13 protein-coding genes are annotated in these 13,324 nt (G+C 68.7%); 10 read left to right on the top strand and 3 right to left on the bottom strand.

Translation table 11 applies throughout. The annotated features are described in order from the left end of the window. Positions 1-52: 52 nt before the first annotated feature. Together AC30PD_RS16150 and AC30PD_RS16145 are read left to right on the top strand one after the other, a co-directional pair. Positions 53-928: a DUF6502 family protein gene (locus AC30PD_RS16150; RefSeq protein ID WP_489536689.1), complete on the top strand. Its 876-nt coding sequence runs from the start codon at positions 53-55 to the stop codon at positions 926-928. Continuing rightward, entirely contained in the window at positions 925-2,121 is a 1,197-nt protein-coding gene (locus tag AC30PD_RS16145; protein WP_489536688.1) for a DUF5666 domain-containing protein, read from the top strand. Before AC30PD_RS16150 ends, AC30PD_RS16145 begins: the two co-directional genes overlap by 4 nt. Before the next feature lie 36 nt (positions 2,122-2,157). On the opposite strand, the gene AC30PD_RS16140 is transcribed toward AC30PD_RS16145, so the two are convergent. Together AC30PD_RS16140 and AC30PD_RS16135 are read right to left on the bottom strand one after the other, a co-directional pair. Further along, complete coding sequence (locus AC30PD_RS16140; protein WP_489536687.1) at positions 2,158-3,336, bottom strand: hypothetical protein; 1,179 nt, start codon at positions 3,334-3,336, stop codon at positions 2,158-2,160. A 110-nt stretch (positions 3,337-3,446) separates the two neighbouring features. Continuing rightward, on the bottom strand, positions 3,447-5,315 hold the full coding sequence (locus AC30PD_RS16135; protein ID WP_489536686.1) for an ABC transporter ATP-binding protein: 1,869 nt from the start codon (positions 5,313-5,315) through the stop codon (positions 3,447-3,449). Positions 5,316-5,510: 195 nt separating this feature from the next. Here AC30PD_RS16135 and AC30PD_RS16130 point away from each other — a divergent pair, with 195 nt between their 5' ends. The 5 genes from AC30PD_RS16130 (at position 5,511) to AC30PD_RS16110 (ending at position 9,031) form a co-directional block, all read left to right on the top strand. Then, a complete protein-coding gene (locus tag AC30PD_RS16130) occupies positions 5,511-5,696 on the top strand; it encodes a DUF3563 family protein (protein WP_489536685.1) in 186 nt (61 codons plus the stop codon). 26 nt (positions 5,697-5,722) lie between these two features. Beyond that, positions 5,723-6,376 carry a dioxygenase family protein gene (locus tag AC30PD_RS16125; protein WP_489536684.1) on the top strand — a complete coding sequence of 218 codons (654 nt, stop codon included), beginning with the start codon at positions 5,723-5,725 and terminating at the stop codon, positions 6,374-6,376. Between the two features lie 151 nt (positions 6,377-6,527). Next, the gene (locus tag AC30PD_RS16120; RefSeq protein ID WP_489536683.1) at positions 6,528-6,995 is read left to right on the top strand and encodes a Spy/CpxP family protein refolding chaperone; all 468 of its coding nucleotides are present in this window, start codon (positions 6,528-6,530) and stop codon (positions 6,993-6,995) included. Positions 6,996-7,037: 42 nt separating this feature from the next. Next, positions 7,038-7,712, top strand: coding sequence for a response regulator transcription factor (locus AC30PD_RS16115; RefSeq protein WP_489536682.1), 675 nt, complete (start codon positions 7,038-7,040; stop codon positions 7,710-7,712). Further along, positions 7,712-9,031 carry a sensor histidine kinase gene (locus AC30PD_RS16110; RefSeq protein WP_489536681.1) on the top strand — a complete coding sequence of 440 codons (1,320 nt, stop codon included), beginning with the start codon at positions 7,712-7,714 and terminating at the stop codon, positions 9,029-9,031. Before AC30PD_RS16115 ends, AC30PD_RS16110 begins: the two co-directional genes overlap by 1 nt. On the opposite strand, the gene AC30PD_RS16105 is transcribed toward AC30PD_RS16110, so the two are convergent. After that, complete coding sequence (locus AC30PD_RS16105) at positions 9,021-9,557, bottom strand: peroxiredoxin (RefSeq protein ID WP_489536680.1); 537 nt, start codon at positions 9,555-9,557, stop codon at positions 9,021-9,023. The two genes, AC30PD_RS16110 and AC30PD_RS16105, sit on opposite strands and share 11 nt — an antisense overlap. Positions 9,558-9,651: 94 nt before the next feature. On the opposite strand from AC30PD_RS16105, the gene AC30PD_RS16100 reads away from it, so the two are divergent. From AC30PD_RS16100 to AC30PD_RS16090, 3 genes are all read left to right on the top strand, one after another. Then, positions 9,652-10,851: a toxin-antitoxin system YwqK family antitoxin gene (locus AC30PD_RS16100; RefSeq protein WP_489536679.1), complete on the top strand. Its 1,200-nt coding sequence runs from the start codon at positions 9,652-9,654 to the stop codon at positions 10,849-10,851. A 133-nt stretch (positions 10,852-10,984) separates the two neighbouring features. Then, a complete protein-coding gene (locus tag AC30PD_RS16095; RefSeq protein ID WP_489536678.1) occupies positions 10,985-12,574 on the top strand; it encodes a GMC family oxidoreductase in 1,590 nt (529 codons plus the stop codon). Between the two features lie 416 nt (positions 12,575-12,990). Beyond that, the coding region (locus tag AC30PD_RS16090; RefSeq protein ID WP_489536677.1) for an alcohol dehydrogenase catalytic domain-containing protein at positions 12,991-13,324 on the top strand (334 nt) is incomplete at its 3' end.

The following is a 13,324-nucleotide window of genomic DNA, read 5'->3' as shown; positions in this document are numbered from 1 at the left end:
GCCCCCGCGCCAGACACGCGCCCCGGCTCCCAGCGAGCCGGGGCGCGGTGTCATGGCAGGGCCCGACCAGAGCGCCCTGCTGGCCGCACTGGCCACCCTGATCGAACCGATGGCCACGCTCGCGGTGGCGCAAGGCGCGCCGCTGGCGGCGGTGCAAGACCTGGTCAAGATGGCCTTCGTCGACGCCGCGCAGCGCGCCCACCCTGCCCTGCCCGCTCACGGCGCCGTCAGCCGCATCAGCACCGTGACCGGGCTGCACCGGCGCGAGGTGGCGCGCATCATGCAACTCGACCGCACCGCGGTGCCGACCCGCCGCTCGCCGGCTTCGCAGGTGTTCACACGCTGGCAGTCCGACCCGGCGCTGAAGAATCCCCGGGGTGAACCCCTGGCGCTGCCACGTCAGGGCCCGGCGCCGAGCTTCGAGGCGCTGGTGCAGGCCGTCACGCGCGACGTGCATCCGCGCAGCCTGCTCGACGAGTTGTGCCGCCTCGGCCTGGCGCGGCTCGACGGCGAGACCGTGCACCTGGTCGGCGGCACCGTGTTCGTGCCCGAAGGCGACGCCGCGCGCATGCTGGGCTACCTGGGCAGCAATGTCGGCGACCACCTGCGAGCGGCGGTGGCCAACGTGGTTTCCGACAAGCCGCCGCACTTCGAGCAAGCGGTGTCGGCCGACGGCCTGTCGCCGGAGTCGCTGCTCGCTTTCGAGCAGGTCGTGCGCACGCAGTGGAAAGCGCTGCTCGCCGCCACGGCCCCGGCGCTGCAACAGATGATCGACGCCGATCGCGCTGCCGGCCGCGCCGAAGACGGCCGGGTGCGCCTGGGCCTCTACAGCTACAGCGAGCGGCCGCCGGCCGCCGCCTCACCACCCGAAGCCGACGCAGCGCCCAAGCGCAAGCGCGGCCGCCCCAGGAAGGAAACCGCACCATGATCACGCAGCACCTGCACCATCTGGCACGCCACGCGGGCAGCTTCGGCCGAACGCTGCTGATGAGCCTGTTTCTCGTGGCGTGCGGCGGTGGCGTGGAAAGCGGCGGCACCGGTGGCAACACCAGCGCGTCGTACGTCAGCGGGCCCATCACCGGCTTCGGTTCGGTGATCGTCGGTGGCGTGCGCTTCGACGACACCAGCGCTGCGGTCGCCGACGCCGAAGGCGACACGCGCAGCCGCGACGACCTGAAACTCGGCATGACGATCACCGTGCGCGGCACACCGATCGCCGGCGACGGCAGCAGCGCCGCCACGAGCATCGTCTTCGGCAGTGCGATCGTCGGACCCATCAGCGCGATCGACACCGGCGCGGCCACGCTCACCGTGCTCGGGCAGCCGGTCGACGTGCTCACGACCACGGTGTTCGACGAAAGCCTGGGCGGCGCACTCGCGGCCTTGTCGGTAGGCGACGTGGTCGAGGTCTACGCGCTGCTCGACACCGCCACGCAGCGTTACCGTGCCACCCGCATCGAGCGCAAGGCGGTCGCGTTGGTCTATGAGTTGCGCGGCGTCGTGGCGAACCTGAACACGGGAGCCCGCAGCTTCACCGTGGGCAGCCAGGCCATTTCGTATGCCACGCTGGGTGGCGCTGAAGTGCCGGCCGGGCTGGCCAACGGCAGCTTCGTTCGTGTGGTGTTGCGCGTTGCCGCAGTGGCCGGGGTGCGCGAGGCGCTGCGACTGCGCCTGGCCGTGACGGAGCCGCGTGATTTTGACGACGTGCGCATCGAAGGCCTGATCAGTGCCTTCACGTCGAGTGCGGTGTTCAGTGTCGACGGCGTCCCGGTGAACGCGGCGCAGGCGAGTTTCCCTGACGGCACGGCCGGGCTCGGCGTCGGCGTGCGCGTGGCGCTGCAAGGCACCGTGGCCAATGGTGTGCTGAGCGCCACGCGGGTGCAGATCAAGAGCGCTTCGCAGGTCGAGAACGAGTTCGAGCTGCGCGGGCTGCTGACCGGGCTCGACACCGTGGCGCTGCAATTCACGCTGCGCGGCGTGACGGTCGACTACAGCGGCCCGGTCGAGTACCGCGACGGCACGCAGGCCGACTTGCGGGCGCTGGCGAGTGTGGAGGTGCGCGGCCGGCTGTCGAGCGACGGCACGCGGCTGGTGGCCACCCGCATCACCTTCAGGCGCTGAGGGCGGGGCGAGCCCGCGCCCGCGTTCAGCCGACGTTCAGCCGACGACGAGGCCGTCCATGCGCAGCACCTCGAAGTTGCTACCCTGCACCTGGCCGAGTTCGCGCGAGAGCGCGTCGTTGCTCCAGCGATCGTCGGGCGCGCCGGTCACGTACCAGTTGCTGCCGTTGTCGGCCACGATCATTCCGTAGGTCTTCATGGCCGTGAGCAGCGCACGAGTCTCGGTGCTGAAGCTCGCCGGGATCACGTAGCCCGCCTTCAGGCGCACGCGCATGCCCATCGGCGGCAGGTTGGCGCTGGTGCTCGACGACGCCGAGTGCGAAGCCGGCGGCACATAGGCACCGCGCGAGCGCGACACCGTGAAACGCAGCGCGTGGCGAATGCCACCCGGCCCGAGGGCCGCCTCTTCGTAGCGCGCCAGGCCTGGGAAGATCGGCAGCCCGGCGGCGTCGGCGCTGGTCCAGCCGGCCTGCGCGGTCGGGCGCACGGTGTTGCTGTCGAGGTGAAAGACCGCGCCGCAGCCGGCGCTCCATGAACCGTTGGTGTTCAGGAACGCGCGGTACAGCTCGTACAGGCGGTTGTTGTCGCGGTCGATCACGATCACGTGGCGGTCGCCGCTGGTGTCGGGCGCACCTTCGACCAGCGCGTTGGCGGGCACCGGGTAGGGCCCGGCGTCGCTTTCGCGCGGGTAGTCGGTGAAGTTGATCGCCACCGGCGCTTGCGTGCCCGAGACCACCACGTAGGGGATGCCGATCTTCGCGCCGAGGTAGGTGCCCGAGCCGAAGTCGGCGTGCAGGCCGGTCGTGAGGCCGATGCTGGCGATCAGCGCGTCGGAGTTGGGGTCGACCGGGGCGCTCGACACGTCGGTGTTCCAGGCGTTGTTCGCCGGGAACGACAGCGCACCGTTGAGCGCCGCGCCGATGCCGAGCGAAGCCCCGGAGAAATTGCCGTAGGTGGTGGAAGCTGGCGCGGGAGCCGGTGGCGGTGGGGGTGGAGGCGCCGGTGTGGGTGCGGGCGCCGGGGCCGGCGATGGCGATGGCGCGGGGGTCGGCGCTGGCGCAGGTGCAGGGGTCGGAGTGGGGGCTGGCGCTGGCGTGGGCACGGGCGCCGGTGCGGGCGACGTGGCCGTCGCGCCGTCGCCGCCCCCGCCACCGCAGGCGGCGAGCCAGAGTGCAGACAGCGTGGCGAGCGCAGCGCGCCGATCGGGTTGGTTCACAAGCAGAGTCCTTCGGGCCCGTTCGGGCGATGCGCGATTGTTGGCCCGCCGAGGCGCTTCACCATGCAAGAGCATGTGACATCACGCTCTGTTTGCGCAGCCTCGCAGTCTCAGCGCACCACCTGCAGCCGCCCCGATTCGTTGTCGTCTTCCGCCTCTTCACCGAGGAAGCCGCCGCTCTGGTGCGCCCACAGCCGCGCGTAGAGCCCGCCCTGCGCGAGCAGGCTGCGGTGGTCGCCCTGCTCAACCACGCGGCCCTTGTCGAGCACGACCAGCCGGTCCATCGCGGCGATGGTCGACAGGCGGTGCGCGATCGCCACCACGGTCTTTCCTTCCATCAGCCGGTACAGGCTGGCCTGGATCGCGGCCTCGACTTCGGAGTCGAGCGCACTCGTCGCTTCGTCGAGCAGCAGGATCGGCGCGTCTTTCAGCATCACGCGTGCGATCGCGATGCGCTGGCGTTGCCCGCCCGACAACTTCACGCCACGTTCGCCCACATGCGCGTCGAAAGCCTGGCGCCCGGCCGGGTCGGTCAGGCCCTGAATGAAGTCGAAAGCCTCGGCCCGTGTGGCCGCGTGGATCATCGCCGCATCGTCGGCGTCGGGCCGGCCGTAGAGGATGTTGTCGCGCACCGAGCGGTGCAGCAAAGAGGTGTCTTGCGTGACCATGCCGACCTGCGCGCGCAGGCTGTCCTGCGTCACATGGGCGATGTCCTGGCCGTCGATCAATACCCGCCCGCCTTCCACGTCGTACAGGCGCAGCAGCAGGTTCACGATCGTGCTCTTGCCGGCGCCCGAGCGCCCGACCAGGCCGACCTTCTCACCGGGGCGGATGTGCAGCGACAGGCCGTCGACCACCCGCCGCGTGCCACCGTAGGCGAAGCTCACCTGCTCGAAACGCACGTCGCCGCGCGTCACCTCGAGCGGCAGTGCGTCGGGCGCATCGAGCACGGTGCGCGGGCGGCTCAGCGTGTTGATGCCGTCCTGCACCGTGCCGATGTGCTCGAACAGCGCCGCCATCTCCCACATCATCCAGTGCGAGATGCCGTTCAGGCGCAAGGCCATCGCGGTGGCCGCGGCAAGCGCCCCCACGCCCACGGCGCCGTGCATCCACAACCACAGCGCCACGCCGGCGGTGCTGGCGATCAGCGCCATGCTGAGCGCGTGGTTCACGATCTCGAACGCGGTGACGAGGCGCATCTGGCGCTGCACGGTGCCGAGGAATTCCTGCATCGCGCCGCGCGCGAAAGTGGCCTCGCGGCGCGCGTGCGAAAACAGCTTCACGGTCGCGATGTTGGTGTAGGCGTCGGTGATGCGCCCGGTCATCAGCGAGCGCGCGTCGGCCTGCGCCTTCGCCACCTTGCCCAGGCGCGGCACGAAGTACACGAGCGCGATGACGTACAGCGCCACCCAGCCGACGAAGGGCGCGAGCATCCAGACGTCGAAAGCGCCCACCACCGCCACCATGGTGACGAAGTAGATGAGCACGAAGACCAGGATGTCGGTGATGACCATCACCGTGTCGCGCACCGCCAGCGCGGTCTGCATCACCTTGGTGGCGATGCGGCCGGCGAACTCGTCCTGGTAGAAGTGCATGCTCTGCGCGAGCATCAGGCGGTGGAAGTTCCAGCGCAGCAGCATCGGGAAGTTGCCCGCGAGCGTCTGCTGCTTGAGCAGCGACTGCAGCGCGATCAGCGCCACGCTGGCGGCCAGCACGCCGCCCAGCCACAGCAGTTTGTGGCCTTCATCGGCCCAGAGCCGTTCCGGCGAAGCCTTGCCGAGGCCGTCGACGATGGTGCCCAGGAACGCGAACAACAAGGCCTCGAACGCGCCGATCACGGCCGTGCACAAGGTCATCCACAGCATGTAGTGGCGCAGGCCGCGTGTGCAGGCCCACATGAACGCGACGAAACCGCGCGGCGGCACAGCAGGGGTTTCTTCAGGGAACGGGTTCAGCAGTTTTTCAAACGGGGCGAACAAGCGCGGGGCTCCTCGGGTGGTCGGGTTCAGGGGGTGGATGGGGCGCCGGCCGGGTCGAACGGCGCCTGTTTCTGGCGCTATTTGCACCAAAAACGTGCTGGCGACAACAAAGTCGCACCGCCGATGCCCACGTTAGGCACCAGGGTCTAGGGTTTTCCCTTATTCTTCAGCCTTCCTCACCAAACGCATCTTTCCATGTTTTCCATCCTGAAGTCGATCAAGAGCCTGTTCAGCGTCACTCCCTCGGTGGAGCAAGACCGCGACGAGCAGTACCTGGCCGCCTCTTCCGACATTTACGACCTCGAGCGCCGCATGCGCCAGATCGATTCCGGCCGCCACAACCTGTACGCGATCGGGTCTTACGGCATCCTGATGCGCTGAGCGGCCGCGGAGCGCAGACTCTGCGCATGACGCCACCTGCTCCACCCGCCTCTCTCGCCCCTGCCCTTCGTTCGCGCCGCCGCATCGTCGGTGGCTTGGCCGCGACACTCGCGCTGCCGGTCTTCATCCGCGACGCGCTCGCGCAAATGAGCTTGCGGCCCACACCTTCGCAGACCGAAGGCCCGTTCTACCCGGTCACGCTGCCCGACGACACCGATTTCGACCTGCTCGCCCAGGGCAGGCTGCGCTACACGCGCGGCAACGCCACCTCGCTCACCGGCACGGTGACCGACACGAGCGGCCGCCCACTGCGCGGCGCCGTCGTCGAGATCTGGCAATGCGACGAGCAAGGCCACTACCACCACCCCGGCGACGGCGGCCGCGCCGACCCGGCCTTCCAGGGTTTCGGCCGCGTCGTGGCCGGCAGCGACGGCAGCTATCGCTTTCGCACCATCCGCCCCGTGGCGTACACCGGGCGCACGCCCCACATCCACGTCAAGGTCAAGCTCGCCGAGCGCGAATTGCTGACGACGCAGTTGTACGTCGAAGGCGACCCCGGCAACGAACGCGATGGACTGTGGCGCCGCCTGGGGGCGGCCGACCGCGCGGCGATCACCGTGCCTTTCCAGCCCGCGGCCGACGGCCTGCAGGCGCGCTTCACCATCGTCGTGAACGCGTGACCGGCGCGTGGCCGAAGCACAAGCCTTCGCCCGCATGACATAAAACGAAACACGCCGATACCCCGGCGAAAGGACACCCGCGCCCCGCATGGGCACGATGACTTCCGTGCTGAAAACACATTCCGTCATCACCCCACTCAAAGGAAACCCCATGCGACCCTGGATCAAACGAACCCTCATCGGCCTCTTCAGCGCCACCGTCCTGGTCGGCGGCTTGAGCGCTTGCGGCCACCATCGCGGCGGCATGCACTCGATGAGCGAAGAAGACTCGACCAAGATGCGCACCCGCATGCTCGAGCGCACGGCCAAGGAACTGAACCTCGACGAAGCCCAGAAGGCTCGCCTGGCCACGCTGGCCGACAAGCTCGGCGAGCAGCGCAAGGCGCTCTTGCCACAGGGCAGCGACCCGCGCGCCGAGATGCAGGCACTCGTCTCTGGCGCCAAGTTCGATCGCGAGAAGGCCACGGCCTTCGTCGACGCCAAGACCGTGGCCGTGAAGGCGAAGAGCCCCGAAGTGATCGCCGCGGCGGCCGACTTCTACGACAGCCTGAAGCCCGAGCAGCAGCAGAAGGTGCGCGAGTTCATGGCCAAGCGCCGTGGCTGGGGCCATCGCGGCTGAGTTCGGCTCGCGAGGCTGCGGCGCGTTGGCGACAATCGAGCCATGCGCCGCATCCTGCTGATCGACGACGACGAGCTGCTGGCGCCGCCACTGGCGGCGTTCTTTCGTCGCTTCGACTTCGACCTCGACAGCGCCACGCTGCCGAGCGCCGGCCTCGCCAAGCTGCGCGCCGAACACTTCGACGCCGCGATCCTCGATGTGATGCTGCCCGAGATCGACGGCTTCGAGCTGTGCCGCCAGATCCGCCGCGAGAGCGACCTGCCGGTCATCATGCTCACCGCGCGTGGCGACGTGATGGACCGCGTCGTCGGCCTGGAAATCGGCGCCGACGACTATGTGCCCAAACCTTTCGAGCCGCGCGAACTGCTGGCGCGTCTGCAGACCGTGCTGCGGCGCGCCCGTGCGCCGGCCACCAACCTCAAACGCCTGGCCTTCGACGGCCTGACGATCGATCTCGAACGCCGCCAGGTGCAATGCGCCGGGAACAAGGTCGAGCTCACCAGCACCGAGTACGAGTTGCTGGTGCTGCTGGCCAGCGAGCCGCACAAGGTGTTCGACCGCGACCAGATCCTGAACAAGCTGCGCGGCCACGAAGCCGAGCTGCACACCCGCGCCGTCGACATCCTGGTGAGTCGGCTGCGCAAGAAGCTCGAACCGCTCGATTGCATCAAGACGCTGCGCAACGCCGGCTACACCTTTGCCGGGGCGCGGCAGTGATGCGGCCTTCACTGCGGCAGCGCTGGCGGCGCGCCCGCCATTCGCTGGGCGCGCGCATGGTGATGCTGTTCCTGCTGTTCGCGCTCGCCGTCACGGTCACCTTTCTGTCGGGCATGCAGTCGGCCTTGCGCTCCGGCTGGCACGACTACGCGCAGCCGCTGGTCAACGACTACGTCGATTCGCTCGTGGTGCAGATCGGCACGCCGCCCGACGTGGACAAGGCCCGCGCCATCGCCGCGCGGCTGCCGCTGCGCATCCGCATCGAGGGCCCGGTGGTCAACTGGTCGTCGCAAGCGAACGACCGGCACGATGGCCAGCGCCGTTTCGGGCGCCCCGATCGCGAGCGCAGAGACAGCCCGTGGCGGCCGGTGCGCCTGCTGGCCGACGGCCACCGCATCAGTTTCGGTCTGGCCAACCTGGCACGCGACGACGACTCGCCCGAAGACGAACCGCGCCTCATCGGCTGGGCCACGCTGGCCGTGCTGCTGGTGCTGACCGCCCTCGCCTACCTCACGGTGCGGCGGCTGCTGCGGCCGCTGAACGACATCCGCGCCGGCGCGCTGCGCTACGGCAACGGCGACTTCACGCAGCCCATCCCGACCCGCCGCGCCGACGAGCTCGGCGACCTGGCCGCGCAGATCAACGGCATGGCCGACGGCCTGCACCACCTGCTCGACGCCAAGCGCCAGCTGCTGCTGGCCATCAGCCACGAGCTGCGTTCGCCGCTCACACGCGCGCGCCTGAATGCCGAACTGGTCGACGAAAGCGAGGCCCGCAGCGCGCTGCTGCACGACCTGTCTGAGATGCGCGACCTGATCACCGACCTGCTGGAAAGCGAGCGCCTGGCCGGCGGGCACCAGGCGCTGCAGACCGAGCCGACCGACCTGAACGCGCTGGTGCGCGAGGTGGTGCAAACGCAGTTCGGCGGGCGCGGCATCACCCTCGCGCTGGCCGCCGATCTGCCGCCGTGGCCGCTCGACCCGGCGCGCATCAGGCTGCTGTTGCGCAACCTGCTCGACAACGCCGTGCGCCACGGCGCCGGGGCGAGCGCGGCACCCACCGTCACCACCACACGGAACGACACTGGTTTGCAGATCAGCGTGCGCGACCACGGCCCAGGCGTGACCGAGGCGCAGGCGCAGCAACTCGGCAGCGCCTTCTACCGCACCGACGCAGCACGCGCCCGCAGCACCGGCGGCGTGGGCCTGGGTCTGTACCTGTGCCGGCTCGTCGCCGAAGCGCACGGCGGCACATTGATCGTTCGCAACGCCGCGCCGGGCCTCGAAGTCGAGGTGCGGCTGCCGCGGCCTACTTCTTGAGCTTCTTCCACTCCTGCAGAGCCGTCAGCGTGTTCGTGACGTGCTTGCTCGGGTTCAGGCTCTGGTAGTTGTAGATGATGGAACGGTCGGGCGCGATCACGTAGGAAATGCGGTTCGCGTAGTCGGGCAGGATCATCATCGCCGCGTCGTAGGACTTGACCACGGCCTTGGTCGAATCGGAAGCGACCGCGAACTTGCCCTGGCAGGCCTGGGCCGAGAACTTGATCTGCGTGTCGATGTCGTCGGTCGACACACCGACCACGGTGGCACCCAGCGCCTCGAACTTGGCGGTGGCTTCGGCGAACTCGTGCGCCTCGGCCGTGCAGCCCACCGAAAACGCCGCCGGGAAGAAGTACAACACCACCGGCCCCTTGGCCAGCGTCTCGGCCAGCGAGAACTGGAAGGCCTTGCCAGCGAGCGCGGCCGAGGTTGTAAAGTCGGGCGCTTTTTCTCCGACATCGAGTGCCGCCCACGCGGGCGACGACATCGCCAGGGCCGCGAACGCGGAGATGAGGACTTTTTTCATGTTCAATTCCTGTGAACCGGGCTTGCCGAGTGCAGCGGCCGAAATGTCTGCTGTTGCCAAGCATACGGCGGGATCAATGGCCTGGATGCAAACAATGGGTCTGACGCTTTTCTGCCGCTTCGGTCTGCTGTGCTCACTCGTCGCAGCGCCCGCCCTCAGCCACGCCGTTCAGGCCTGCGATATCGCCGGCCAGTCGGTCAACCCGAACAACGGCAACACCACGGCCGGCAAGACCGGCCTGATGCGCTGCCGCGATGGCGAAGGCGGGCCGCTCATGCGCGAAGAAGAGTTGCAGAACGGCAAGTTCATGGGCCTGGTGCGGCGCTTTCGCGATGGGGTGCTGGAACGTGAATACAGCACCAACGACAAAGGCAACCGCGAAGGCCGCGCGCGCGAGTTCGCCGCCACGCCCGGCGCCACCAACCCCGTGCTGCGCGACGAGACACTTCGCAACGGCACGACCGTGGGCCTGGCGCGCACCTGGCTGCCGAGCGGCACGCTCAAGCGCGTGAGCTTTCACGGCGACGACGGCCGCGAACAGGCGGTGGCCGAATTCACGCCGCAATCGAAGCTGGCCGACTTGCGCTGCGGCCCGCAGCCGCTGCTCGCACCCGACGCCGACGACGCCACCTGGTGCGGCCACCGCGGCAAGGGCCCGGTCACGGTCGAACTCTTCGCCACGAACGGCACGCTGCGCTCGCGACTCACCCACGAGCGCGGCGAGCGCCGCAAGATTGAAACGCTGTGGGACAACGGCCGGCTGCGCGACGAGTCGATCATCGAGCCCGCCGGCGGCAACGAACGCCGGTTTTCGGCCGAAGGCGTGAAGCGCCTCGAGCGGGTCTGGGTCACGCAAACGGCCAACGGCCGCAGCACCCGCGTCACCACGCTCGAACAGGAGTTTCACGAAAGCGGCACGCTGGTGCACGAGCGCCGCTGGGTGCCCACCGAGCGTGGCAGCGAGTTGCAGCTCGAACAGCATTGGTACCTGAACGGCCAGCCACGCGAGAAGTTCGAATACTTTCAGCAGGACGGCCAGCCGGCAAGGCGCGAGACGCGCTTTCACGACAACGGCCGCGTGTCGCTCGAAGGTGTGTCGTTCGTGAAAGGCCGCTACGACATGCAGGCCACCGGCACGCAGAAGGGCTTCGACGAGCAGGGCCGCCTGCGCTTCGAGCGTTTCCACGACGAGCGCGGGCGGGTGAACCGCGAGCGTGAGCTCGACGAGACCGGCCGCGTGCTGCGCGACGAAGCGCTGTTCGAAGACGGCTCGCGCAAGGCCTTCACGCGCTGAACACCCCGCCGGCGCACCCGCGTTTCCCCGGGGTGTACTTAGGCGTTCGGCCCTAAGTTCGGCGCCTGCGCGTCGATATGATCCGCCCCGCTGTGAGCGTGCCCTGCGCCCGGCTGGTTTGCGGAGACTGCATTTGTTCGACTACATCGTCATCGGCGGCGGCTCGGCCGGTTGTGTGCTCGCGGCGCGCCTGAGTGAAGACCCGGCCGTGAGCGTGTGCCTGCTCGAAGCCGGTCCGGCCGACAAGAGCGTGTTGATCCACTGCCCCGCCGGCCTGGCCTTGCTGGCGCAGAGCAGCCAGGCCAACTGGGCTTTCGAAACGGTGCCCCAGCCCGGCTTGAACGGCCGCCGTGGTTACCAGCCGCGTGGCAAGGTGCTGGGCGGCTCGAGCTCGATCAACGCGATGATCTACCTGCGCGGCCTGCGTGAAGACTACGACGGCTGGGCCGCCGAAGGCAACGCAGGCTGGGGCTTCGACGACCTGCTGCCCTACTTCAAGCGCGCTGAGCACAACGAACGTGGAGCCGATGCTTTCCACGGCACCGGCGGCCCGCTCAACGTGATGGACCTGCGCAGCCCGAACCGTTTCGGCCCGGTGTTCGTGGAAGCCGCGCGCCAGGCGGGTTACCCGCTCAACCCCGACTTCAACGGTGCGCGCCAGGAAGGCGTGGGCATGTACCAGGTCACGCACAAGAACGGCGAGCGTTTCAGTGCCGCGAAGGCGTATCTCACGCCGAACCTCGGGCGCCAGAACCTCACGGTGATGACGGGCGCACACACCACGCGCATCCTGCTCGAAGGCCGGCGTGCGGTCGGTGTCGAAGTGCGGGTCGGTGGTGAACTCAAGCAGTTGAAGGCCAAGCGCGAAGTGCTGCTCTGCGCCGGCGCCTTGCAGTCGCCGCAGCTGTTGATGCTGTCGGGCATCGGCCCGGGCGCGCAGTTGCAGCCGCTCGGCATCACGACCGTGCACGACCTGCCCGGCGTGGGCGCGAACCTGCACGACCACGTCGACGTGGTGCAGGTGGTCGACACGCCGCAGCTGAAAGACCTGTTCGGCCTGTCGCTCGCGGGTGCGCTGAACGCGATCAAGGGCATCTTCGAATGGCGGCGCGCGCGCAGCGGCCTGCTGACGACGAACTTCGCCGAGGCCGGCGGGTTCATCAAGAGTTCACCGAACGAAACGCTGCCTGACCTGCAATTGCACTTCGTGATCGGCAAGCTGGTCGACCACGGCCGCAAGACCGTCTTCGGCCACGGCTATTCATGCCACGTGTGCCTGCTGCGGCCGAAGAGCCGCGGCAGTGTGAAGCTGGCGAGTAACGACCCGATGGCCGCGCCGCTGATCGACCCGAACTTCTTCGCCGAGCCCGACGACATGGCCCGCCTGCTGCGCGGCTTCAAGCTGATGCGGGGCGTGTTGCAGCAACCGGCGCTGGCAGGCTACCGCGGGCGCGAGCTGCCGGCCTCTGCGGTGGCGCAAACCGACGCTCAGATCGAGGCTTTCATCCGCGGCCATGCCGACACGATCTACCACCCGGTGGGCAGCTGCCGCATGGGCTCGGGCGCGATGGACGTGGTGGATGCGCAGTTGCGAGTGCACGGCGTGCAGGCGCTGCGCGTGGTCGATGCGTCGATCATGCCGAGCATTGTCGGTGGAAACACGAATGCGCCGGTGATTGCGATTGCGGAGAAGGCGGCGGATCTGGTTCGTTCTTCGGCTTGAGTTGCCTCGCGTCCTGCCTCCCTTGGTGGCGGCAAAGGCACGGGCGGGCAGGCTTACGCGCTTCGCTGGAGCGGTCGCCGCTGCGCGTCGACTTCCCTGCGCTGCCCGGTCTCGTGGCCCGTCGCCGAACTCACTTCGCTCACTGCGTTCGCTGCGTTCAAACAGGCGGCGACAAATCAGTTGTTGATGCGCGCTGCGCGCGCGGCCACGAGCCCTGTGCTGCTCGGCGCCCCAGAGGCGCGCTCCAGCCTGCCCGCACGCGCCTTTGCTGGCACGTCTGAGCTTGCTCGTCTAAAACCACCACGGGTGCCGCACGCCGCGACGCCACAACCCGTTGAAAAGCACGCACTAAACGGGACCCAGGCCCACTTCCGCCAGAATCACTGCATCCCGCAGCAAGCAGTGAGAACAAGCCCATGAAAACCAAAGCCGCCGTCGCCTGGAAAGCCGGCCAGCCGCTGAGCATTGAAACCGTCGACCTGGCCGGCCCGCGCGCCGGCGAGGTGTTGATCGAAGTGAAGGCCACCGGCATCTGCCACACCGACTACTACACGCTCTCGGGCGCCGACCCCGAAGGCCTTTTCCCCGCGATCCTGGGCCACGAAGGCGCAGGCATCGTGGTCGACGTCGGCCCCGGCGTGACCACGCTCAAGAAAGACGACCACGTCATCCCGCTCTACACACCCGAGTGCCGGCAGTGCAAGTTCTGCCTGTCGCGCAAGACCAACCTGTGCCAGCTGATCCGCGGCA

The organism is Rhizobacter sp., from assembly GCF_032229685.1.
In the GTDB taxonomy this organism is placed as follows: Bacteria; Pseudomonadota; Gammaproteobacteria; order Burkholderiales; family Burkholderiaceae_C; genus LMDS01.
Note: the sequence above shows the minus strand (reverse complement) of the source record. Positions and strands in the feature narration are given on the sequence as shown.